General features: G+C 42.9%; 23 protein-coding genes and 1 pseudogene. 17 read left to right on the forward strand and 7 right to left on the reverse strand.

Features of this window, described 5'->3' with window-relative positions; all coding sequences use genetic code 11:
• Window positions 1–150: 150 nt before the first annotated feature.
• The 14 genes from NQ546_RS15860 to NQ546_RS15925 all read left to right on the forward strand — a co-directional run bounded on the left by NQ546_RS15860 (window position 151) and on the right by NQ546_RS15925 (window position 11207).
• Window positions 151–426 (forward strand): hypothetical protein, encoded by a 276-nt coding sequence (locus NQ546_RS15860; protein WP_007838828.1) that lies wholly within the window; start codon window positions 151–153, stop codon window positions 424–426.
• 20 nt (window positions 427–446) lie between these two features.
• Window positions 447–1574, forward strand: coding sequence for a hypothetical protein (locus NQ546_RS15865; protein WP_081446748.1), 1128 nt, complete (start codon window positions 447–449; stop codon window positions 1572–1574).
• Window positions 1575–1577: 3 nt separating this feature from the next.
• Window positions 1578–2471: a hypothetical protein gene (locus NQ546_RS15870; protein WP_039952963.1), complete on the forward strand. Its 894-nt coding sequence runs from the start codon at window positions 1578–1580 to the stop codon at window positions 2469–2471.
• Between the two features lie 76 nt (window positions 2472–2547).
• A complete protein-coding gene (locus tag NQ546_RS15875; RefSeq protein ID WP_234095700.1) occupies window positions 2548–2913 on the forward strand; it encodes a hypothetical protein in 366 nt (121 codons plus the stop codon).
• On the forward strand, window positions 2910–3890 hold the full coding sequence (locus NQ546_RS15880; protein WP_004288795.1) for a hypothetical protein: 981 nt from the start codon (window positions 2910–2912) through the stop codon (window positions 3888–3890). The genes NQ546_RS15875 and NQ546_RS15880 overlap by 4 nt, the downstream gene beginning before the upstream one ends.
• Window positions 3891–3932: 42 nt before the next feature.
• Window positions 3933–4412, forward strand: coding sequence for a hypothetical protein (locus NQ546_RS15885; RefSeq protein WP_039953030.1), 480 nt, complete (start codon window positions 3933–3935; stop codon window positions 4410–4412).
• A 94-nt stretch (window positions 4413–4506) separates the two neighbouring features.
• The gene (locus NQ546_RS15890; protein ID WP_004288793.1) at window positions 4507–4797 is read left to right on the forward strand and encodes a DUF4120 family protein; all 291 of its coding nucleotides are present in this window, start codon (window positions 4507–4509) and stop codon (window positions 4795–4797) included.
• Between the two features lie 281 nt (window positions 4798–5078).
• Window positions 5079–5357 (forward strand): hypothetical protein, encoded by a 279-nt coding sequence (locus NQ546_RS15895; RefSeq protein WP_039952961.1) that lies wholly within the window; start codon window positions 5079–5081, stop codon window positions 5355–5357.
• Window positions 5344–6150, forward strand: a complete 807-nt coding sequence (locus NQ546_RS15900) for a DUF4121 family protein (protein WP_004288791.1) — start codon at window positions 5344–5346, stop codon at window positions 6148–6150. Before NQ546_RS15895 ends, NQ546_RS15900 begins: the two co-directional genes overlap by 14 nt.
• A gap of 1 nt (window position 6151) precedes the next feature.
• Window positions 6152–6910: an N-6 DNA methylase gene (locus tag NQ546_RS15905; protein WP_004288790.1), complete on the forward strand. Its 759-nt coding sequence runs from the start codon at window positions 6152–6154 to the stop codon at window positions 6908–6910.
• Between the two features lie 12 nt (window positions 6911–6922).
• Window positions 6923–8158: a hypothetical protein gene (locus NQ546_RS15910; RefSeq protein WP_004288789.1), complete on the forward strand. Its 1236-nt coding sequence runs from the start codon at window positions 6923–6925 to the stop codon at window positions 8156–8158.
• Window positions 8159–8170: 12 nt separating this feature from the next.
• A complete protein-coding gene (locus NQ546_RS15915) occupies window positions 8171–9052 on the forward strand; it encodes a hypothetical protein (protein ID WP_004288788.1) in 882 nt (293 codons plus the stop codon).
• Between the two features lie 26 nt (window positions 9053–9078).
• Window positions 9079–10233, forward strand: a complete 1155-nt coding sequence (locus NQ546_RS15920) for a hypothetical protein (RefSeq protein WP_004288787.1) — start codon at window positions 9079–9081, stop codon at window positions 10231–10233.
• 119 nt (window positions 10234–10352) lie between these two features.
• A complete protein-coding gene (locus tag NQ546_RS15925; protein ID WP_004288786.1) occupies window positions 10353–11207 on the forward strand; it encodes a hypothetical protein in 855 nt (284 codons plus the stop codon).
• 279 nt (window positions 11208–11486) lie between these two features.
• On the opposite strand, the gene istB is transcribed toward NQ546_RS15925, so the two are convergent.
• From istB to NQ546_RS15960, 7 genes and pseudogenes are all read right to left on the reverse strand, one after another.
• Window positions 11487–12242: an IS21-like element helper ATPase IstB gene (gene istB, locus NQ546_RS15930; protein WP_004288784.1), complete on the reverse strand. Its 756-nt coding sequence runs from the start codon at window positions 12240–12242 to the stop codon at window positions 11487–11489.
• An 11-nt stretch (window positions 12243–12253) separates the two neighbouring features.
• Window positions 12254–13852, reverse strand: coding sequence for an IS21 family transposase (gene istA, locus NQ546_RS15935; protein WP_004288783.1), 1599 nt, complete (start codon window positions 13850–13852; stop codon window positions 12254–12256).
• Window positions 13853–14388: 536 nt separating this feature from the next.
• Complete coding sequence (locus NQ546_RS15940; RefSeq protein ID WP_004288780.1) at window positions 14389–15372, reverse strand: LysM peptidoglycan-binding domain-containing protein; 984 nt, start codon at window positions 15370–15372, stop codon at window positions 14389–14391.
• Window positions 15373–15608: 236 nt separating this feature from the next.
• Entirely contained in the window at window positions 15609–16235 is a 627-nt protein-coding gene (locus tag NQ546_RS15945) for a hypothetical protein (protein WP_004288779.1), read from the reverse strand.
• A 5-nt stretch (window positions 16236–16240) separates the two neighbouring features.
• Entirely contained in the window at window positions 16241–16912 is a 672-nt protein-coding gene (locus tag NQ546_RS15950) for an alpha/beta hydrolase (protein WP_004288778.1), read from the reverse strand.
• 5 nt (window positions 16913–16917) lie between these two features.
• On the reverse strand, window positions 16918–17646 hold the full coding sequence (gene tssD, locus NQ546_RS15955; RefSeq protein ID WP_115615990.1) for a type VI secretion system tube protein TssD: 729 nt from the start codon (window positions 17644–17646) through the stop codon (window positions 16918–16920).
• 218 nt (window positions 17647–17864) lie between these two features.
• Window positions 17865–18194, reverse strand: a pseudogene (locus tag NQ546_RS15960) (glycoside hydrolase family protein); the annotation flags it as partial.
• 160 nt (window positions 18195–18354) lie between these two features.
• On the opposite strand from NQ546_RS15960, the gene NQ546_RS15965 reads away from it, so the two are divergent.
• From NQ546_RS15965 to NQ546_RS15975, 3 genes are read left to right on the forward strand one after another with little or no spacing between them, the layout of a single operon-like run.
• Complete coding sequence (locus NQ546_RS15965; RefSeq protein WP_004288774.1) at window positions 18355–19593, forward strand: tyrosine-type recombinase/integrase; 1239 nt, start codon at window positions 18355–18357, stop codon at window positions 19591–19593.
• Complete coding sequence (locus NQ546_RS15970; protein ID WP_004288773.1) at window positions 19590–20894, forward strand: tyrosine-type recombinase/integrase; 1305 nt, start codon at window positions 19590–19592, stop codon at window positions 20892–20894. The genes NQ546_RS15965 and NQ546_RS15970 overlap by 4 nt, the downstream gene beginning before the upstream one ends.
• Window positions 20881–21933 carry a tyrosine-type recombinase/integrase gene (locus NQ546_RS15975; RefSeq protein WP_004288772.1) on the forward strand — a complete coding sequence of 351 codons (1053 nt, stop codon included), beginning with the start codon at window positions 20881–20883 and terminating at the stop codon, window positions 21931–21933. The genes NQ546_RS15970 and NQ546_RS15975 overlap by 14 nt, the downstream gene beginning before the upstream one ends.
• The last annotated feature ends 40 nt before the right edge of the window (window positions 21934–21973 follow it).

Below are 21973 nucleotides of genomic sequence, written 5' to 3' on the forward strand. Positions count from 1 at the left end.
GGTTGGCTAAAAGAAAATCATCCTCGCTTCGCTGCGGTATTTTCTTTTGCCAAGCCTTGCTCAATCCCCGACAAAGGACAGCCCGGCAAGTAAGAAAACGAAAATCCGGCTCCATGGAGCCGATCATGTCAAACTTAAAAAAATAAAGGTATGAACAGAAAGACGACAAGCAAAGGACAGCAGGAAGCCAATCCGGAAATGACGATGTTGGTTTATCGGGAAATGAGCTATCCTGCACGGGAAGTGCAAGGCAAAGATGGAAACTATCTGGTTTCCGTAGAAAGACTGGAACAGGAACTGCTGGATGGCATCAGAAGCCTTGATCCGGCAGCATTCGATTTGGACGAAGAAATCGCTTACTATTGTTCGGACGAAGAGATCCGCCTGTTGACGGACGATGAACTGGAAGAAATGATTTACGGCTGACATTTAAAAAAGTAATGATTATGAATGAAACAACAGCAAAGATCTGCGAGGAACAAGTAGCAGACCTAACCATAGAGAATGCACACAGGGTCACGATGATCCGGAAAAAAGGTACGGACTATCCCCCCGTACCGTTCCTTTTCAGAAAGGAGCATCATGGAATGTCCAATTACACACACCTGTATGGGAATCCGGAAGAACGGAATGAATTGCATTCCAGGGATTTCAAAGACTGGCAAGCCGTAGCATTCAAACATCCTGCCTATTTGGATGATATGTGGAAACAGGCTTGCGACGCATACGCCTGGAGTTCCTTCAATCCGGAGATTCGCGGCGAGACGGACATCATGATCTACGGAGAGGAGCTGCACAACGACCTGCAACTCATGCCGGAAGAGGAACGGGATACATACATCGCCGCCTACCGGCAGAAGTTGTCCGCCCAGCTCTCGGTCCTCTCCCGCTGTGCCAACCCGATGGTGACGGGACGGAGCGGATTTGATTACTACAGGCAGGAAAAAGCGAACAGAAGCTATCAGAACCGTTACGAAGAATTCCGCAATTGGCGGAAAAAAGTTCTTGAAACCGTCAGACGGAAAAAGGAAGCCGCACGACCGGAGGAAGAGAAACAGGAAAAGGCATGGCAGACGCTCAAACGCGACATCAAGAGCAGTGCCGACACCATCCATGGGATTGATACCGGACAATGCCGGGGCTATAGCCGTGCCCTGTTTGTCAGCAGCATCCTGAACAAGGTATCCACCCTGGCCAATCACGGGGAAGTGGAAATCGTCCGTAGGGCCGTGGACTTCATTTCCGAATATAACGCAAGGGTGAAGAAACCCGTAATCACACCGAGAAACAAATTCTTCCAATTGCCGGAACTGGCGGAACGGATGCGCGAAAAGCTGAAAGCGATGCAAAGCCGGGAAAACAAGGAAGTGCCGTTCGAGGGCGGGACACTTGTATGGAACTATGGGGAAGACCGCCTTCAGATCCTGTTTGACAGGATTCCCGAAGACAGCAGACGAAAGGAACTGAAATCCTCCGGATTCCGCTGGTCACCCAAAAACAAGGCATGGCAACGGCAGCTTACCTCCAATGCCCTCGGTGCCGCAAAAAGATTGTTGGACCTTCAAAACATCTGAGCCATGAAAAACGACAATTTGAGATTCATCATTGATTCACGTTGCTTTGACGGAAGTTGCGTGACCGTCATGTCTGATGGGATACATAGTGATTATGGTCACGAAACACTGGAAGAATTGAGGGAAAGGGAAAATAACCCCAGCCTCATTGCCGTGCCCGGGAATGCCATCTGCAAAAAAATGCAGATCCACCTGCAGTCTCTCTGCGCCCCGTTCTGTGAAATTACGGAAGAGGACTATTTTGACTATATGGACACCCAGCCACCCATCCGGCACACCCGGAATTTCTTTTTCATGAGCGAGCCGTATCATGCCGGCATTCACCGGTTCTGCTTCCGGACAGACGGACGGTATTTTACGGGGCTGCGTTCCGTGAACACACCAAGAAAGGATTTGGAACAGCAAATGGACAGACATTACCGGAAGGTCACATTCAAAGGCGGCATCCTCAAAGAAAAACCAATGGGAATATTTGACCATACACGGCATAGTTTCACAGTTATAGTCCCATATCTGTTTCTTGACAAAAATGGAGAGAAGAAATTCATCTGCAACCTGGTGAAAGGTACGGACGAATCCTCCGGCAAGGATGCAAGACAGGAAACAGCCAGGGTTCTCCAAAGCTTGCGCCGCCATCATTTCCTCTACTTCTCCGGCTATGAGGGAAACGACGATATGGGCAGATTCCTGGAAAGAGTGGTGCAAAACAGACATACCCTGTCAGCAAACGGGGATTTTCTGCAATATCCCACCAACCGAGAGTCTGTGTCTTTCGCCGGAACGGTCAAAGAAACAGGGGAAAAGTTCTTTTACCGCATCTACGACCTGGAACTGTTCCATTACCTGCTGTACAAGCTGCGGAGTATCAGAATGGAAAAGAAGGAAGTGCAGGCTTGAATCAGTATGCAGGATGGGTTCCCGGCAGGGTTTCCATCCTGCACATGTATCAGAAATCCAACAAAAAAAACGCAATATGAACCATACAGACTTTTACGCCCGGATAAGGGCTATCAAAGAAATGGAATACAGGGAATTGTATGCAGCCATAGAACTGCATGGAGCTTCCTATGAATGGAACAGCAATGATGGGGAATGCCCCGTCATTGCTGTCAATACAGGCAGCGTACAACTGGCTCCGGCTGATGTGCTGATTTGCAGGGTTACCATTGAGAACGGCAACTTGCGCCTCTATGGTGTGGAGAATGAATACGGGAATGAGGTAAACTTCCGGCCGGATGAAGCCTTTGCCGGACATCTGTCATATATCATAGATTGTTTGCCGCCCGTCAACGGAGTGGATGATGTGACAACATTAAAGACAGAGGAGGAAGCGGTATGAAGAAGGAAAAACAATCCTGGACGGACTATGTTCCTCATTCGGTCAGCCTCTATTACGTGGACTACCGGGAGAATTTGGACAGCCATGATGATTTGCAGGAGCAGTGCATCCGTCGGAACAGTCTCAGTCCGTTGGAAGAACAAATCCTGGAGTGGTATGCCGATCAGGAACATGGCAACCTGCAAGGGTATCTCTCGGAGATACGGAATGAGATGGAAGCGGACGGGAAATCCGCCGAATATATCCGACATGAGGAGAAGATAAAAGACCTGCTTTACGAACGGAACAATACCGATCCGGCAGAAGAACTGATAGACAATTCCGCTGTAACCAATATGTTCTACTCCCTTGGAGTCGAAATCGAGGGCTATGTGTATGGGGGCTGTGGGCGCGGAGAATCCGAAACGGTCTCTCTTCATAAAATCAGACGGGCGCTTCAACTGAAGGAAGGGCTGTTTACCGATGAACTCCATGAACTTCTGTTCAATGCTCCGTACGGTGGCGAACTCCGCATCTATTTCAATGCCATATTCTCCAGACTGATTACGGGAGATACTTCACATGATTTCAAGCGCATCCGATTCTATGGAGGTGTCATTGTTGCTATTGTAGACAGCCGGAATGGTGCGGGGTATCATGTAAGTCTTCAGACTGACATCACCCTTCCGTTTTACAGGGACAATCTTTTTGTGGATTCTCAGGTACATTATTCCTATGCGAATGAAATTTGCGGGTTGTTGAACAGCTGGTGTGATTCCACCCGTTGGGAAACCGGAATGATGTCTCTGGAAGTCACTTTGCAGAAGAGTCACATAAATGAATATCAGAAGCAGGAAGCTCTTTATGAAAAAAGGTTTCGGGAAGGCGGATGTACTTTTGGAGACATGAACCATAAACGCCACAGAGATACCTATTATATAAACAGCTTCCCATGCGGTACCAAATGTCCGCATTGCGGCACGTTTTGGATTGACTGAAAACAGACGAGTCTTTTACACATCTTGAAAATGAATAAAACTATGGATAATCAAAGAACAAAGATGCTGGGTGAGAACCTGACGCACTACAGAAATCTTCAGGAGAACGGCTCTGTAAACCTGATCGAATTTCACACAACCGACAACCGGAAATTCGGCATCGGAAATCCGGATGCCATCAAGCTGTTGCTCTCGGCAGCCGTTACCGAACTGGAACGCCAGCTCCATATAGCGCAGTCCGGAGGTTTACCGGAACGGTTGGAACAAAGCCGGGAGTATAAGGCGGCAAAGGCACTGGAACAGGCACTGAATGATACGGGATTCAGTCCCGAACGTTTTGCAGAGACACTCCCGTTTTTCCATAAGACCTTGGAACAGACATTTTTCAAAACAATAAAGGTATGTATCATCGCCATGGCAAAACGTGAGTCGTGCCGGATTGACAGCCGAAATCAAGCGTCTTACGAAATGTGCCGGATGCTCGCGCCCATGCTGGAAGATACCGACTTACCCTTTATTTGACGACATGGAATTCAAGTATGACCGAAAAGCGGACTCCAGTGCTGAAAAGCCGGAGTTCGCTTTTTCATTGTTTAACAGATAAAACACCAAAGTTATGAAAATCCTGAATGAAGAACATTTCGAGAACGTAAAGCGCTATGCCGAATCCATTGGTGACACCTCACTTCAAAAGTGCTTGGAACGGTTGAAGAGTTGGGAAGGGAATCCTGACTATCCCAGTGAGATTTCACTCTACTATGACCATGCCCCATACTCGTTCGGCTTTACCCAGCATTATGCTGATGGAAGAATAGGTATCATAGGAGGTCTGCTCTATCACGGAATACCGGACAAATCATTTGCCGTAACATTGCAGCCGTTCCACGGATGGCAGATACATACCTGAAAAACATGAAACTTGACAATGACCGAAAAGCAGACTTCAGAACAGAGAATCCGAGGTCTGCTTTTTCATTTCTTGCTGTAAAGATAGCCGTTTTCCGGGCTGATTGTGCAAGGCGGCCCCTTTCAGGGGCTGGGTTGGCTGAAAGAAAATCATCCTCGCTTCGCTGCGGTATTTTCTTTCGCCAAGCCTTGCCGCAATCCCCGGAAAACAGACTGGAAAGACATCAAGAAATAAAAATGCCTACCCATGTAGGCCGATGTTTTACTTAAAAAAGAACAGATATGGAAACACTGGATTATAACCAGCTGCTGCTTGTCTCCCTGTGGCAATACAACCACCACGGGGATGAAGGGCTGACTCCTGCACTTTTCGAGGAAACGTTCGGAAAGGTCTATGGAAGTCACTATTACGAAAAATGGACCGGCTACTTCAATCGGAATCTCTGGGACATGATTGCCTATTTCAGAAGCGAGAAGAAGAACGGACAGAAGTTCTGCGACATGGTTACTCGTCAGGTCAAATTGTATCAACAAAAACGATCTCAATATGAAGTACGGTAATTTTTATGACCTGGAAAGTCTGACTCTGCTCAACAGGCATGAAGGGTGTGCCTGCTCCATAAAGGAATGTGATGTGGAGAAGGTGAACCGGCTGATTTCAAGGATGCGGGAGGACAGGGAAAGAGTCGGTTTACCGACTGCAGGAGACGTTGTCACTTATATCACCCGTGGCGGTGACTATTATCCGCAGGCACACATTGAAAGGGGCGATGACCGGGAAGTTCATATCTGCCTTCTCCCACAAACACCTTTTTGCCATGAAAATGAAAAGTGTACCGGTTACAATACGGAAGGAGGCCCTTGGGTTACAACCGATCCGGAATTGCTGATTCCCGATGGCATACGCAGCAAACAGTTCCGGATGTGGGGGCATACCGGAAGGCACAGGAACGGTGCCGTCCTCTTCCACACATTCGTCAGGGCATGGAAATACACGGAACCCGATCCTCTGTACGGAAAGTACACCACAAAAGAATGGACGAGATACCTCATCGAGTGTCAGCCGGATATTGAACCGGCTGATGCCTTTGTCTATCGGAATGAGGCATTCACCCTTTACTCGCGGGAAGAACTGGAACGGCTGGTCGGGATTCTGCACGGAAAGCTTTTCAACGGATTCCGTCCCGGTCTGTTCATACTCTGGGCATACCGTATGGAATGGAAGGAACTTCCCACATGGGAATGGAACATGCTGAAAGCGGACACCCATCTCTCTTTCCTTGGCATTTCTCCCGTCAGGATACAGACTGACCATAAAAGACATATAGTAACAATCTATAAAAAATCAGAGTAATATGGCACCATACAACACACCGCAGGCGATACGTCCGCTTGAGAAAATGGTCTGTGATTTCGCCTATTCGAACGGCTACGATCCGATATCCGTTTTCAACGATTTCCTGCGTTATGTCATTCACGGGTTCTCTCCCGGCGCACCGCCCCTTATGGACTGGAAATACAAACGGCAGCAGAACAGGCATTTTATGGAAATGCTTACCGGATGGATACGGCTCATGCAGCGGGAATTGCAATCCGGCGGATGGTTTGATGCGTTCGGTGACCTCTTCATGGCAATATCCTCCAAAAGCGGTCGGCAGGTGAACGGACAGTTCTTCACTCCGCCGGATATCTGCGACCTGATGGTTTTATGTACCGATTCGGGGGAGACAGCGATAGGAAAACGTATCTGTGACCCGACATGCGGAAGCGGAAGGCTGCTGCTGGCATATCATGTACGCCACCTGGGTAATTATCTGGTTGCAGAGGATGTCAGCCGTACCTGTTGCCTGATGACCGTTTGCAACATGCTCGTACATGGCTGCATAGGTGAGGTCATCCACCATGACAGCCTCTGCCCCGAAAACTTCATGGACGGCTGGATGGTAAACCATACGCTGACCCAGACGGGCATTCCCTCCATTCGCCGGATGAGTGAGGAGGAATATCGGACAAGCAGGAACATGTCCGTTGACCTGCTCAGAAAGCGGAAAGAGAAATTGCGCCAAATGCAGCCTGGCAAGAAACAATTGCCATATAAACAACAGAATTTATAAACAATAAACCGAATGATTATGAAACTGAATGTTAGCAACGAATTGAAATCCCGCCTGACCCATGCGGCGGAAAACGGAAGTGTAATAGCCAAAGATATCCTTTCGGAAGTAAAAAAGAATGTACCGGTGGAAGAAGTCATACGGGGGTCCTACAATTTTTTCTCCACCAAACGCAAACGGACGGAAACCGGCACGTTCAAGAAAATCCGGATCGTGTTCACGGCATGCAACAAAGACTTGGCCCATCCCAATTTCCCGGACCGGAACAATCCGCAGGCACCCTGGTTTCCGGAGAACCGGACAGATCTGGAACCGTCCACGTTTATCGAGCTGTTCAAAAATCTGGGACCGTACCAGCCCGATGAAATCAACTATTTCTGCAGCGCCATCTCGCTGGACAGCAAGGTCACAATCAGACTGCATGACAGTATGAACGATTTTATGGAGGCTTATCTGGAAAGCAACTATAGTCCCATATCTGACGGTAGCGAATCCAGCCTGCACAACTCCTGTATGAGATATGAAGACAAGGCCCGTAATGCAGCGGATTTCTATGCCAATTTCGCAGGAGCCAAAATACTCGTGGCAAAGGATGACAGCAGCAATGTGGTCGGACGGGCCATTGTATGGAACGAGATAACATTGTGGAAATCAATAAACACACCGATTGCCGCCTCCCTGCTGGATCGTATCTATTCCTCACACGCATTCGTCGTCGAACTGATCCGCAAGCAGGCGCAGGAGGCAGGCATCCTGTTGCGACGCAGATACAACGATTATACACATACAACGGATTTCACCGTACTGAATCCCATTGAGGGGCAGGAATGGGCGGCCGGAGATAATATACAGGTTTCTTTGACGGTGAAAGTGCCCGCCTGCAGGTGGCACAAGAAAGGGGTGCCTTACCTCGACACGTTCTACAGCCTCCATCTGACGGACGGTAACCTGGAACTGAGAAATACGGAGGGCGACACGAGCATAGCCACCTGCCGGAGCACGGAAGGGTGTGCAAACAGGAAAAAATATGTATGTCCCAAATGTGGGAAGATACATACCTTCCCGGATGCGGCATTCTGCAAGAACTGTCAGGATATGTACTATGTATCTACCGTATTTGGGAAAGTCCTGAAAGGATTATCAGTGGAATATAAAGGAAAGAAATATCCGTCTTTCCTCTTTCGTAAAGGGCGTCCCGTACCGGAATTCAGACGATACCTGCAAATCGAAAAATTGTTCATTTCCTAAAATATCATTATCATGGAAAAACTAATGGCTCTTTACGGCATTTCTTCCCCCTCTGGCAGAGAGGGGAAGATGGCTAAATTCATCATAGAGGAACTCAAAAGGATGGAGATTCCTTTCCGGCAAGACAGGTACGGAAACATCTATGCGGTCAAAGGCAACCGGGAAAGCTACCCCTGTGTCGTGGCGCACATGGACGAGGTACACCGGCGCAAGACAGGCTCTTATGCAGCCCATCTTGTGGCGGACTCGATGATTGTCGGCTATGATCACAAGCGTAAACGGATGACCGGAATCGGTGCGGATGACAAGAACGGCATCTGGATCTGCCTGAAATGCCTTGAGGATTGCAAGACGGTGAAATGCGCCTTCTTCGTACAGGAGGAGGTGGGATGCATAGGCAGCAGCCATGCCGATATGTCCTTCTTTTCCGATTGCCGGTTCGTGATTCAGTGTGACCGGAAAGGGAACGGAGATATGGTAACACAAATCAATGGGATGAAGCTCTGCTCCAACGAGTTCATTTCAGCTATAGATGTCCGGAAGTACGGCTACAAGCCGGCACAGGGACTGAATACAGATGTGGCGGCTTTGAAAAGAAATGGTCTGGAAGTATCCTGCATCAATCTTTCCTGTGGATATTACGAACCTCATACGGACAACGAATATACCGTCGTGGCTGATCTTTGCAAGTGTTACCGCTTTGTCCGGCATATCATCTGCTGCCACAAGGGAACCAGCATGCATATACCGGAAGCGGGAAAAAAAACTTTCCCCGGATATTATGAACTGTTCGGGCTGACCGGATATAGCGAAGAGGATTATATCCGTTTGTCAGAAGAAACATACATGGGACATGCTAAAACAACCAAGACAAGTTCTAAGAATAAATTCTGATTCATCAACATTAAAAACATAGTATTATGGAAACAACAGTAATGCCGGCAACTGCATCGGTACAGAAACAGCAGGGCCTCAACCAGGTAGTCATTAACAAGGTACAGCGGATGATAGAAGGCAGGCAAGGCGGTGTCATGGACACCATCAACCGTCTGCTCAGTGAGGGACGGATCGCGCAGGATTTCATCGCTCCCATCGGGGTAAGCCAACGTAGCAAGGAACGCCCCGTTATCTCTTTCAAAGCGGAAGGAAGGGTACAGATGGCAATGCCCGAAGGGAACTTCAACCTGCACGGCAACGCCATAAGCCAGATTTCGGAGAAGATGGGCATTCCCGCCAAATACCTGCGCGAGCTTTCCGCCGGGGATGTTTGGCAGAAACAGTTGTGCGCCACCATCCTGAACGAGCATTCGGGATGGACCGAGCGTACACGGGTACTGATACGGGCGGTAGGAATGGAAGTCCGGGGCGTATTGTCGGACTCCTACCGTCGGCTGAACTCGGTGGATATCCTGACCGCTTTCATCCGTGAGGCGGGAGGACAGGGAGCGGTCGTGTCCGATGCCTATATGAACGACACGAAAGTATGGTGTGAGACAATCCTGCCCACTCCGATAGAGATACCCACCCGTAAGAACGGAACGGTCATCATCTTCGCAGGAGCACGCTTCTCCACATCCGACTATGGCAACGGATCGGTCGATATGCGGTCGTTCCTGCTCAACGGGGCGTGCCTGAACGGGATGGTCAGGGAGTCCGTCATGCGGCAGATACACCTTGGAGGCCGACTGCCGGAATCCCTGTCCCTCTCCCAAAAGACCTACGAACTGGACACGCAGACCACCGTATCGGCTGTTTCCGACCTGACCAAAGGACTGTACAGCAAAGACACCATCATGCAGAAGGCCATCGAAATTCAAGGAGCATCGGAGATAGACGTGGATTTCGACAAGGAACTGAAGAATCTGGTGCAGAAAGGAGCCTTGTTGAAAAACGAAGGACGTGAGGTCGAGAAACTGCTGATGAACAACAATCCTGACGACGGAGTTACAGGTGGGGCCACGCTATGGAAACTGACACAGGGAATCACCGCCTTTGCAAGGGAACAGCAGCCGGAACGCTGCCGGGAACTGCATGAAATTTCGGGACAGCTGATGAACCGGGTAAAGATAAATTAAGAGAATAACAACCGAATTGTATGACAAGGGCGGCCGTGAGTCGCCCGTAAAGCAGAAGAACAATGGGAAATAATATAGTGTGCAGCAGATGCGGATCGGCCAATGTCAGGTGTGAGGCAATGGTAAACCCCAACACAAAAGGGTTCGACCACTTCACGGACGAAGCTTTTTATTACGGGTGGTGCGAAAACTGCGGATTGGGAGTTGCCCTGACCGACAAGGAGGAAATCCGGAACGAAATTTTGGAGAAATACCACAGGTTCAAGAAAGAGAATGCTTGTGAGCCACATTACGCGAATTGCCGGATTGTCCAAAGGGACAGCGGTCAGGTCAAGGATGTAAGAATTATGCTTTCACCGGACACCGGTATGGCCGATGACGGTATTTTCTTTTACTGCCACACATTGGAAAGGCTTATTGGGCTGTCCGTTCCCGGCAGGGAAAGTTTCACCCTTACGGAATGTTTCGGTTTTGCCTTGCTGACAGACAGGGAAAAGATGGAACGGCAGGTATTTAAACATGAAGCGGACGGAAAGCCCGTTATCGTAACAGGCAGGGAAGTGCTGCTTTTCTATGGGGAGCACTATGGTATAAGACCGGAAGAATTGAAGCAATACGCAACGGAGTATTGCTGCCATATCAAACATTACAGGGAATATGGATATCCGTTGCTGGACAGGTCTCTCGTGAAAAAAATGCTGGAGGAAGAGGAACGGACTACAAAAGGGGAAACACGCTCATTCACCCTGCGGATACACTTTCCTTGGCATGTGAAAATCACCAAAGAGGATAATTCTGAATATGCCCCATACAGATATGCCTTGAATGCCTATTGCCTGGACAATCCGCAATGTTTTAACCGCAGATACACCACTTTGGAGAAAGCCTTGCTCCATTGTCTGAATGGATTCAATGAAAATGCCACAATCAAAGACCGGTATCATTCAATAGGGGAATACTTGCTGCAAAAGTAAGAACAGCAGACAAATACATCTTAAAACAGAAACGTCACAAGGTGATGTATATCACATCATACCTGTGGCGTTTCCGTTTTAGCCACTTCCCGGTTCTTGATTCTGCTCGCTTTGGGAATCTGCATCTAATATGGCAATTGGGGTCTTTTCCTTATTTAATTGAAAAATAGGCAATTGCTATGCCCAATATTGTAGATACTAATTGAAAAGTGCGCTGTATTCTAATTGAAAAGAGCTCCATCCATAACTTGTTACAAAATTACTATAAGTTTAAAATATTCATTTATCTTGTCTCATTTTTTGTGTTTCCTTAAGCCTATAAGACAGTCCGGTCATATTAACCAGATAAGCTTTATGTGTAAGCCTGTCAACCATTGCCGCCACAAGCACCTTGTCCTTTATGATTTCATTCCATCTGTTAAAAGCCAAATTAGTAGTAATGATTGTAGCCTTTTTTCCGGCTCTTAACGACAGGTGGTTAAAAAGCAGTTCTCCTCCTTCCTTGTCACAACTGACATATCCGAACTCATCACAGATGACCAGATCGTATTTTTCAAACCTTAATTGTAGCGTCCTCAGTGTCTTTGCTGATTTAGCCTCCCTTATCTGGGTAAGCAGGACCGGCACTGAAGTAAACAATACGGTAAAGTCCTGTTGGCAGGCCTTTATTCCTAAAGCCGTAGCAATATGCGTCTTTCCCGTTCCCGGATTTCCATACAGGACCAGGTTTCTTCCCTGTCTGATGAAGTCCAGTGTCTCCAATTCAGGTAATATTACCTGTGCCTCTTTGGGCATGTCTTCCATAACAAGCTCATGCAGATACTTCATTTGTGGAAATCCCGCAGATCTTATCCTTGATCTTCTTCTACACTCCCTTCTCCTGGCGCTTTCCTTTCCAAGCAATTCCGTCAAGAACTGCAGATGGTTCCAGTTTTCTTCAGCTGCCAATGAAAGGGTGCATTCCAGTTCCTCTTTAAAGGCCAGAAGCTTCAGTTCTGCAGCATAGTCATAAATGGTTTCTTTTTCTGATTTCATATATTATAAACTTAAATGGTTGGTATTATATCATGCACTTCATTGTATCCTGTCATGAGCGCCGTGATGCCTTCAAGCATATCCACAGCTTCTCTTTCTATATTCTCCTGTTGTGCCGGGAGAACAGGCGGTTCCATGGTTTCTTCTGTCTCTCCCTGTACGCTACCATGCAGCATGGCCTTTACCTGGTCCGGAGATATCTTTCTGACACCACGTCCGGTCAGCTCCTTGCATGCCGTGACAATGTCCGTTCCGGAAAATCCATTTTTTCGGGCATAGTCCAGCAACAGAACAAACGTCCTGTTGTCCTCCTTGAAATGGATGTCATACAGCCTTCTCAGTTCTTCCGGTGCTCTTTGCCAAACCACAGAGTGGGGCAATGCCCCCGGTTTACGGGAAAGTGTACGCAAATAGTGCTCCAGCTTGATGCACCAGTCTCCACCGCAATAACTGCGTTGATGAGAGGCCACTTTCTCCTTCCCGTGCAGGATGACGATTTTTTCACTATAAACCTTGACATGTACTTTTTCTCCCACAAGAGAATCAGGTACGGAATAATGAACATTTTTCATGCTGATAGTTGACCATTTATCCACAATGTACTCATAGACCTCAAAACAGCCCAGATTACCGGGAAAAGGCTTCAGCGATGACAGGTCAGCTTCCAGACGTGATGTTTTCTCCGCTGTTGAAAGACTGCCTTGCTCGTTGTTGACCTGCATACATACCCGGTTTAAATGCTCCTGGGCAGAATGTATATCACCAAAATGGTCTGTCAGGCAGAAAGCTTTCCTTCTGACATATTCCACGCTGCGCTCCACATGTCCTTTCTCCCATCCGGCCCGTACATTACAGAAACGGTACTCAAAACAATAGAAACCGGACATCTTCATCAAAGCTTCTGTAGGTTTCTTATCACCACCGACAAAGCTCTTGACGGCTACACGCATATTGTCATAGACCATCATGGCGGGGACACCATGTATATCCCTGAAAAAGTTACGGTGGGATTCCATGAAGGCAAGCGTATTCTGATGCCTGAAAAGATAGGCGTATCTGCCATTGCTATGCCCGAAAGTGAATACGGCCAGATAAAACTTGGTTTTGACGCCGTCAATAAAAAGAAGAACTTCACCCCAGTCAAACTCGGCAATGCATCCAGGCTCATAGAACAACCGGATAAAGGCTTCGCTCTTTTTCTTCTCTTTGTATGACTCTATATTTTTTATATAACTGCATACTGTGGCGTAACTGATGGTGTATCCTTGAGATAACAGAAACTGGTGGATATCCTTTTTCAACATGCGCTGTTTGCGAAGTCCGGTAGCTATCTTAACGGCATTCTTCTTCAGGCAAAATCCTATCTTATCCTTAATCTCTTGTGTGAGCCGGCGAGGACGGCGTCTGGAACTGTCATACCTGGGCTGGATGGTAAGCAAATCACTCAAAGCCTCTTCTGGATTGTCCGTGCGGATGGCTGATTCGTACTTTGAAAGAATATTGTCAACGGTATGACGGCTGACATGAAGTTCACGAGAGATACGCCGTTTGCTATAACCGCATACTCTATACATGTGTATTATTGATTGTCTTTCTACCATAGTCTTCATTTTACCTTTGCATTTGGATTATACAAAGGTCATTATACTTATCCTATGGTGGCGCAATTTTCAACTGGAATATTGGCGCAATTTTCAATTAGTATCTACACAATATAATGGCACATACAATACTTCCCAGTACTATAAAGAGATAGTTGGGATAATGAAACTCAAGGTCCATATAAGGTATATGTTTTCGTTTTACATATTTACTCCATAGCCAAATAATATATTTGCCTATACTTTCCAGTCCTACAATATCAATCATTATTATTGTCTTTTGAATATTCATTCTATGGTTCGTTTTAGAAATAAACTGCCATTTATAGTTTTCCGTTGCTCTTAGAGATCTTTTGTCAGTCTGAATAACGCATATCCTATTATGATAAATAATATTCCTGCAATAATGCCAACTATCCAGAATAGTTTTATTGGATATTGAAATATAATATCTTCATATTTTATCTTTTTTTTCTGTGTATGATTATGCCAAATCCAAACTAAGAATTTCCCAACGTGATAATATATACCAGGTGCACTCATTATTACTTATTGTTTTTGTTGTTTAATGTATCTGTTGAAGTTTTATACCAATTAAAATGTTCTTCCGAGGTGTCATTCCAAAAGTTGAAAGTTTCTATCATGTCAATAAATGATACACCTTCTTCACTCATTTTGAAACGTTGTTTAGCCTGTTGAAACATTTTTCCAGCCTCTTTTTGCCATCCTTGTCCTTTTGGCTTATAAAGATTTTGTTTATACATTGAAGATTTGACATAAGCATTATAACCATTAAGACCACTATTTATTTTACTGCAAGGTCCTAAAATTCTTAGTGTTCCTCCAATGAATGCTGTGGGCGCAAAGTCCATGAATGCTTGTGCCCTTTCTTGTGGTGTTTGAGAAAAACCGCCAAGTGTATGTCCTGTAATCCAAATTACAGGGGCATTAACCCCATCATAAAAGAATTTTGTGAATAACCTTAGCCCTTCTCCTAGAATGTTTGAAGAAGGAGAGTTTATATCCATTTCAAAAGCTGCCAATCCCCTCAATTCTTTTATTTCACCATGGTAAACCTGTCTTGGTATATCTATAATCCTTCTTTCCGTTATGTCAATTATTAATAACCTTTGTCCTGTGGATATAGAATACTCACTTGACAGGTCATTCCATCTTTTTAATTCTTCAACGGTAACATCAAACATTTCTGCAATATATACTAAGGTATCTCCTTCACACACTACATATCTTGCGCATCCATTTTTGCTAAATAGCCCTCTGAGGCTTTTTTTTATCATTTCCTTTGAGGTATCAATGCATTGGATTTGAACAATGTTAGGTATGCATATTTGGTATGGCAATATATTGTCATTCATATCTATGACTGTTCCATCTGTATCCTCGTAATAATCCTGATATTGCACATAAGCATACCCTTCTCCTATTACAAATCCGGTATACGGAATTCCTTTTGTTTTATAATCCAGAAAATCTTCTCTGCTTATAAAAATATTATTGTATTGGCTCATAGATGGATATAATTAAAATTATGGTGTATTATTTTAAACGAATCTGATAAAATATTCGCAAATATCAAATAATTTTAAGTGTTTTCTATACATTTTGATTGCTAATCTTTCTAATCACCTCCATATTCCAAAAAGTTTACCCAATTAATCATCATACAAATCCTCTACAATATTATTAGTGTATATAATACTATTTATTGTTATTAAATATATACAATTCACTCGGCATTAAGCAATTATTGGATTATATATTTGTCTAAAAACAATTGGTCTGAATCTCGGCTGTGTGTATCAAACATTGGAACAGGAACAGATAGTGTACCATAAATAGGGGCTAAATAACCAAGAAAAAATAGCCTAAAATAAAGTGTATTATAATGTTGTAGCCTCTCTATGGATTCATTATCATTTTGGAATAAAGCAATATAATCATATCTATTAGTTTTTTTACTTGGATATATATAAATACTCTCAAAAACAGAATCTTTTCCTATTTCTAAAATAGACTGATAGTCTTTTCTTTCTATAAAAGGAGATAAAAAAGCTATTTTTGGAGCACGAGAAAAATCTTCCAATTTTTTGTCTGAATTAAATTCTAATACATATACTGGATAATTTTTGTTATATGGTATTATGCTATGAATCTCATCGGCATTAACTTGCCTAAATGAAAGTAGGGTAATACTTGGTATTTGACATGTTCGATAATAGTTGTAAAGTCCATTTGCTGAATACAATAAAACTATCAAAGCAACAATAATCCATAAGAAATGATATTTTCTTGTTTTGACTACATACCCAATAATACAAATAGAAGTAATACTAACAATCAAAAGGCTAAATATAAGATATAAAATGCCCATATCATTTATTTAACAATGTCCTCTATTAATAAATCTAATGCTGACTTATCTTGTAATATATTCTCCATAAACATCCTAAGGACTTCTGCATGAGAACATTTACTTTCATAATATATCGTTGGTCCGTTCTTGGGAAACCAACGTTCTCCAAAATCAGCAACTTTATCTGATTGGTCTTCATAAATTGGATTACATGAGATATTAATCCAAATTTTAGCACCTGGATTTGCTTCCGGTTCTTTATAAATATCAGAACCTACATATACAATTACCCCTTCTCCCACAGGATCTAATGTAACAAGCATCCTAATGTTATACCCATTATTAACAAGATGTTTACATAAATGAGCAGAATTCCATCCCCCTAAACTATGACCTACTATATAAATAGGAATATCTTTACTTGCTATTTTATCTATCACATTCTTTTTTATATCATCCTCGCCCCTTATCTCTTCATAGCCTAAATATTCGATATGGGGTGATATTAAACTATATGCTGCTATTCTTCCTTTAAAAACATGTAAAATACTATTTTTTACTAATTTCGTAGGACCATAACCATAGTAACTATTTTTATCCCCTGCACCACCTATGAAAAAGACTATAATTTTCTTCTCTGCATTAATTATAGCACTACCATTAGTTTGTTTAGAAGTTATCTTAATACGTACCATAATAGTTATTTTTTCTTTAATTCAAAGTTTTCTATAATTACAAAACCATCTTTATCTACAGTTCCGGAAACAGAAGCGTGGTGTACTCCTTCACCTGCTTCATCTTTAAAATCAAATTTTAAATAATCTCCTGCTGTAAACTCTGCAAGCTGTATATGTAGTTTCACAGACTGACCAATAGGAAATTCTCTACATTTATTTCCTGATTTATCAATCCAAAAAGCATCAATAATGAGTGGGGTATTATCACATATTCTAACAGTTTTAACAAATTCATCCTCTTTATATTCCTCCCACCAGAATCCGTCTGTCGTATCCATCCTTCTATCCAGTCGAATGGTTCTATTGATATCCAGTCTTGTTGGAGATATGAGGAAACGAGTAATCATAGGAGCGTTTCCCTCCGCACTCATACTCTCCTCATGATAATAAAGATACGCTTCATCAAAAGCAAGTTCACGAAACATCATGTCATCTATGCTATGCAGTATCTTCCCCCAAACCGGAAAATGTTCTACATGAGAAAAGAAAGCGGGACGCTGCCGGTCCGTATCAACAAGCATCATATCCAAAATACAATTGCTGCCATTAGATTCCATTTCTATATATATGTTTCCTCCTAACACTCCTGTTACAGGTCTTCCTTCACGGTCTATATTACGGGAAAAACAGTATTTATACTTTAGTAGATTGCATTTGTAGCCATTTATTTCCAATATTATTTCTGAATTCATGACGACTTGTTTTATGCATTTGACATTACATCTCAAACTTAGCAAAAAATCAAGAAAGACAATGTTCACAGAGCATTTTTTATGCACCATATGCTCAATAACACATTTTATGTCTTTCGGTTACATTAAAATACAACACCTGTTCAGGATGTAACATGCCGGACAAATAAAAAAGGTTCGGTTGTCTCGTAACAACCAAACCTTTATCAGTAAGCAATCTACGGTATATAGAACAGTTCAAACTCCTCTTTTCTTCTTCTCTCTATGCTTGGAATGACTTTCCCCCGATAACAGCGGAACGATACATATTCCCTGTAAATATCCCGGTTGCCGCTGTCCAGTTTCTGAATCAGTTTGCTTTTAGGTATCTTGCCGTTGCCGATCAGACGGTAACAGCCTACATTAAAGCCTAACAGACTTAAAAGGAGCGAGTCTTTCCCATATTTTCGGAATACCTTCAAACACCGTTCAAGGTCGCATCTCAAAAGTGAGTCTGCCTGTGCCTCACTCAGGTTCTCGGTCAGCGTCTCGTGGGGAAGCAGGCGGTGTTTATCCGAAAATTCGGATAAACACCGTTATCCTAACCTTGATATTATCCTAACTTTACATTGCAAATGATTGAAATATAGCATATAAATAATTTCATAGTTGTGATATTTTTCTATACCTTTTACGGTAGTTGAGCACTTACGCTCAACTACCGTAATTATGGATATAAGAAAATTAAAACAAGAGTATCCCGTTTTGCTTGATTATATGAAACAGCAGGGATATGGAAAGGTCTCTATTGGTGGAGTTCAAGTGAGACTTAAAGAACTTTTTGAACAAGAAGGTAACTATGCGTCTTATGGCGATTTTTATGAAAAGCTTCTAAAAAGAAAAGGTATAAGTAAAGGCGATGAACGCTCAAAGTATTATCGGCTCTCTATACGAAGGATTGAGGCATTTGATGAATATGGTCATTTGCCTAATCGCTTTGCCTTTATACCTACTCTACAACAAAAAAGTTCAATGAATCAATTAGAAGGTCTATTCAAAACCATAATAGAGCATTACAAAGAGGTATCACTGCAAACAGGGAAAGCATCAAGTTCAATAATAGTGGAATCTAATTATGCGGCTGCATTTTTCGCTTATATGCAAAGCAAAGGCGCATATACCTTGGCAGATGTAACAGAGCCTTTAATTCTTTCTTATTTTTATGATAGAGGAAGACAACTTCGGGGATATACTTGCCAAAAAAGTATTATAAGAGTACTACGTTCTTCTAAAGGGCTACTTTGCCAAAAAGAATGTAAATACCTTTGCGATATAATGCCTCCATTGAAAAATATACGAAAGAATTTTGCAATCTTGTCTGATGATGAGACTGCTATAATAGCTTCTACATTGGAAAATGACAATTCCAATCTCACACTTCGTGATAAAGCTGTCATTTCTATTGCCATGTATACAGGTCTGCGTGGTAGTGACATCGCAAAAATGACAGTCGACACTATTGATTTCGAGCGTGATCTTATCACTCTTGAACAGTCCAAAACACATCAGAAGTTAGTTCTTCCATTAAGAGCTGTTGTAGGAAATGTAGTAATGGAATACCTAAAAAAGGAAAGGCCGAAAGAAGTGAATATTCAGAGATTATTCACGCACCTGTATGATCCGGAAAAACCGATAAGCCCGGGTGTTATTGGGAAAATTGCCCGACGTTTCTTTAATAAACTTGGGATTAGAAAAGGAGAGTGCCAAAATGGAATCAGGCTTTTTCGTCGTTATCTGGCCACCAAACTTTTAAGAAATGGAGTTACTCCTCGTTATATCAGCGAAATAATGGGACATATTTCTCCGGAGTCGCTCAATCCATACATAGATGCTGATATTGTACATTTACGTGAATGCGGCATTGACATTTCGAAATATCCTGTCAGAGAGGAGGTGTTTGACGTATGATTGACTTAATTAAGCTTGAGTTCCTTTATCGAAAATACCGGAACGAATTAAGAAACGATGGGAAGTCTTACAGATTTAGCCGCTTAAAGACATTCATTTCTTTTTGCGCAAAAAGAGGATGCAATTATTTATCAAAGGACTTGATAGATGAATGGTGCATAAAGCATCCAACCGAAAGCATTAACTCTGCCAACCATCGAATTGCGGAATTACGGAATTTTATTGCATACTCTAACAAACAACGATATACGAATATACCTTTACCATTGTTATTACCCGAAGTAAGGAAACAAAGAAAGGGAATACCTATGACAGAAATGCCCATTCAGAATTCTGTTGTTTCTGAAATGCTTGAAAAATATATTCTCTACTTGAAAACACTTGCTCCAAGGATATGTGACACTACGCATAAGAATCTCATCCGTTTCAATAACTTTTGTGCCCGAGTTCATCCTGAAGCTAAAGAACTGACCGAAGATATCGTTAATTCCTGGTGTGACAGAAGACCTTTTGAGAAATGTAAATCAAGAAATACAAGAGTGCTTCCCGTATCTCAATTTTTGAGGTATGCAATCAGGCATCATTGGACTAAAGTGAGCGTTCCCCCTTCTTTGCCGAGAGGTGGAAACAAACCACGCATACCCCATATTTTCACAGAAGACGAACTTGCCAATTTTTTTAATGCGACCATATTGCTTCGCAAGCCTGTTAATATCTCAGATTTCGATTTTAAGCTGAGAAGTATGCAAATACCTGTATTCTTCAGACTACTGCTTAGTACAGGTATGCGTACCAATGAAGCACGTTTACTTGACTGTGAAGACGTTGATCTTAAAAATGGCATAATTAATATCAGGCATACCAAAGGATGGGCACAACATAGAGTAGCCCTACACCTTTCAATTTGGGAACTTCTCAAGCGATACGACCATGCTGTAGAAAAGTTATTACCGAAGAGAAAAGTATTTTTTCCTACTTCGGATGGCAAGTATCACGATATAAAATGGCAAGGATATGCATTCAGTGAAATATGGCGAAGAATATCAAAGACGGACGCTCGTCCATACGATTTTCGTTCCAATTATGCAGTCAAAAATATAAACAGTTGGAATTATGATGGCACAGAATGGTTTGATAAACTTCTCGTTCTGGGACGCAGCATGGGGCATAAAACTCTGCAAAGTACTTGCTATTACTATCAATTGGCACCAATGTTTCCTGATATGTTGGAGACACTTTCTGGTTCTTATCTACATGACATTTTACCTAATCTTGAAGATTTTTACAATGATGAAACTTAAATCTGAATCAATCGTTATATCCCAAGCCGTAAATGAATGGTTTACAAGTTATCTTCCTATCGCAAGAGGATGTAGTAGCCATACACAACGTTCTTATTTTACGGCTTTATCGCAATATATGCAGTTCTTACAAGAAGAAAAAAAAGTCACTCCCAACACTCTTTCGGCAGAATCTTATTCCAAAAGCAATCTTAATGACTGGTTACTATGGTTAAAGAAAACCCGAAAGTGCAGTAATTCAACATGCAATGACCGTTTGTCTGGTGTAAAAAGCTTCATTAAATTTTTAAGCATAAAAGATATAAGATTTAATGCCGTATATATATCTTCAAAAGAAATAAAGCCTATGCGTACGGTTAAAGTGATTCATGAGGAAATTACACAAAAGGCTATCAAATCCCTTTTTAGTACCATTAGAACAGATACTCGAACAGGAAAAAGAGACTTGGCAATCTTTTATCTTATATATAGCATAGGCGCACGCATAGACGAGATTCTATCCGTTAAAATATGTGATTTACATCTTCATGAGTATCCTAATCCGAATTATTTGACGATTATAGGCAAAGGGTATAAATGCAGGACGCCTCCCATATTGAAGGATGTGACTAAAATTCTTTTACGGTATATAGAGGTATTCCATAACAATGATTTTGCTTCTCATAGTTATTTATTCTATTCCTTTTATAATGGAGAGAAGAAAAAAATATCCCAGGAGGCCATCAACAAACGTTTGAAGATGTATGCGGCTAAAGCAAATGAGATAGACAAATGTGTACCCCGCAATCTTCATTGCCATAGTCTTAGACATGCACGTGCCAGTCATTGGCTAGAACAAGGACTGAATATTATTGCTATACAAAGGCTAATGGGACACGCGGATATAAGAACCACTATGCGGTATATCTTTGTTTCTGTTGAACAAAAGAATAAGGCTTTGGCCACTTTGGAAAGTAAATCAACTCTAAAACTTGAAAAGAAATGGAAGAAACTTCCCAAAGGACAATCTCTTTTGGAATATGTAGGGCTAAAGAAATAATTTAAGTGTAACAATAATTTGTCAAATATGCGACTGAAGC

It is taken from the genome of Bacteroides eggerthii, assembly GCF_025146565.1.
In the GTDB taxonomy this organism is placed as follows: Bacteria; Bacteroidota; Bacteroidia; order Bacteroidales; family Bacteroidaceae; genus Bacteroides; species Bacteroides eggerthii.

Excerpts from the sequence above, each read along its gene's own strand:
- NQ546_RS15860 (WP_007838828.1), top strand. The coding sequence starts at position 151 with ATGAACAGAAAGACGACAAGCAAAGGACAGCAGGAAGCCAATCCGGAA.
- NQ546_RS15865 (WP_081446748.1), top strand. The coding sequence starts at position 447 with ATGAATGAAACAACAGCAAAGATCTGCGAGGAACAAGTAGCAGACCTA.
- NQ546_RS15870 (WP_039952963.1), top strand. The coding sequence starts at position 1,578 with ATGAAAAACGACAATTTGAGATTCATCATTGATTCACGTTGCTTTGAC.
- NQ546_RS15875 (WP_234095700.1), top strand. The coding sequence starts at position 2,548 with ATGAACCATACAGACTTTTACGCCCGGATAAGGGCTATCAAAGAAATG.
- NQ546_RS15880 (WP_004288795.1), top strand. The coding sequence starts at position 2,910 with ATGAAGAAGGAAAAACAATCCTGGACGGACTATGTTCCTCATTCGGTC.
- NQ546_RS15885 (WP_039953030.1), top strand. The coding sequence starts at position 3,933 with ATGGATAATCAAAGAACAAAGATGCTGGGTGAGAACCTGACGCACTAC.
- NQ546_RS15890 (WP_004288793.1), top strand. The coding sequence starts at position 4,507 with ATGAAAATCCTGAATGAAGAACATTTCGAGAACGTAAAGCGCTATGCC.
- NQ546_RS15895 (WP_039952961.1), top strand. The coding sequence starts at position 5,079 with ATGGAAACACTGGATTATAACCAGCTGCTGCTTGTCTCCCTGTGGCAA.
- NQ546_RS15900 (WP_004288791.1), top strand. The coding sequence starts at position 5,344 with ATGAAGTACGGTAATTTTTATGACCTGGAAAGTCTGACTCTGCTCAAC.
- NQ546_RS15905 (WP_004288790.1), top strand. The coding sequence starts at position 6,152 with ATGGCACCATACAACACACCGCAGGCGATACGTCCGCTTGAGAAAATG.
- NQ546_RS15910 (WP_004288789.1), top strand. The coding sequence starts at position 6,923 with ATGATTATGAAACTGAATGTTAGCAACGAATTGAAATCCCGCCTGACC.
- NQ546_RS15915 (WP_004288788.1), top strand. The coding sequence starts at position 8,171 with ATGGAAAAACTAATGGCTCTTTACGGCATTTCTTCCCCCTCTGGCAGA.
- NQ546_RS15920 (WP_004288787.1), top strand. The coding sequence starts at position 9,079 with ATGGAAACAACAGTAATGCCGGCAACTGCATCGGTACAGAAACAGCAG.
- NQ546_RS15925 (WP_004288786.1), top strand. The coding sequence starts at position 10,353 with ATGGTAAACCCCAACACAAAAGGGTTCGACCACTTCACGGACGAAGCT.
- istB (WP_004288784.1), bottom strand. The coding sequence starts at position 12,242 with ATGAAATCAGAAAAAGAAACCATTTATGACTATGCTGCAGAACTGAAG.
- istA (WP_004288783.1), bottom strand. The coding sequence starts at position 13,852 with ATGAAGACTATGGTAGAAAGACAATCAATAATACACATGTATAGAGTA.
- NQ546_RS15940 (WP_004288780.1), bottom strand. The coding sequence starts at position 15,372 with ATGAGCCAATACAATAATATTTTTATAAGCAGAGAAGATTTTCTGGAT.
- NQ546_RS15945 (WP_004288779.1), bottom strand. The coding sequence starts at position 16,235 with ATGGGCATTTTATATCTTATATTTAGCCTTTTGATTGTTAGTATTACT.
- NQ546_RS15950 (WP_004288778.1), bottom strand. The coding sequence starts at position 16,912 with ATGGTACGTATTAAGATAACTTCTAAACAAACTAATGGTAGTGCTATA.
- tssD (WP_115615990.1), bottom strand. The coding sequence starts at position 17,646 with ATGAATTCAGAAATAATATTGGAAATAAATGGCTACAAATGCAATCTA.
- NQ546_RS15965 (WP_004288774.1), top strand. The coding sequence starts at position 18,355 with ATGGATATAAGAAAATTAAAACAAGAGTATCCCGTTTTGCTTGATTAT.
- NQ546_RS15970 (WP_004288773.1), top strand. The coding sequence starts at position 19,590 with ATGATTGACTTAATTAAGCTTGAGTTCCTTTATCGAAAATACCGGAAC.
- NQ546_RS15975 (WP_004288772.1), top strand. The coding sequence starts at position 20,881 with ATGATGAAACTTAAATCTGAATCAATCGTTATATCCCAAGCCGTAAAT.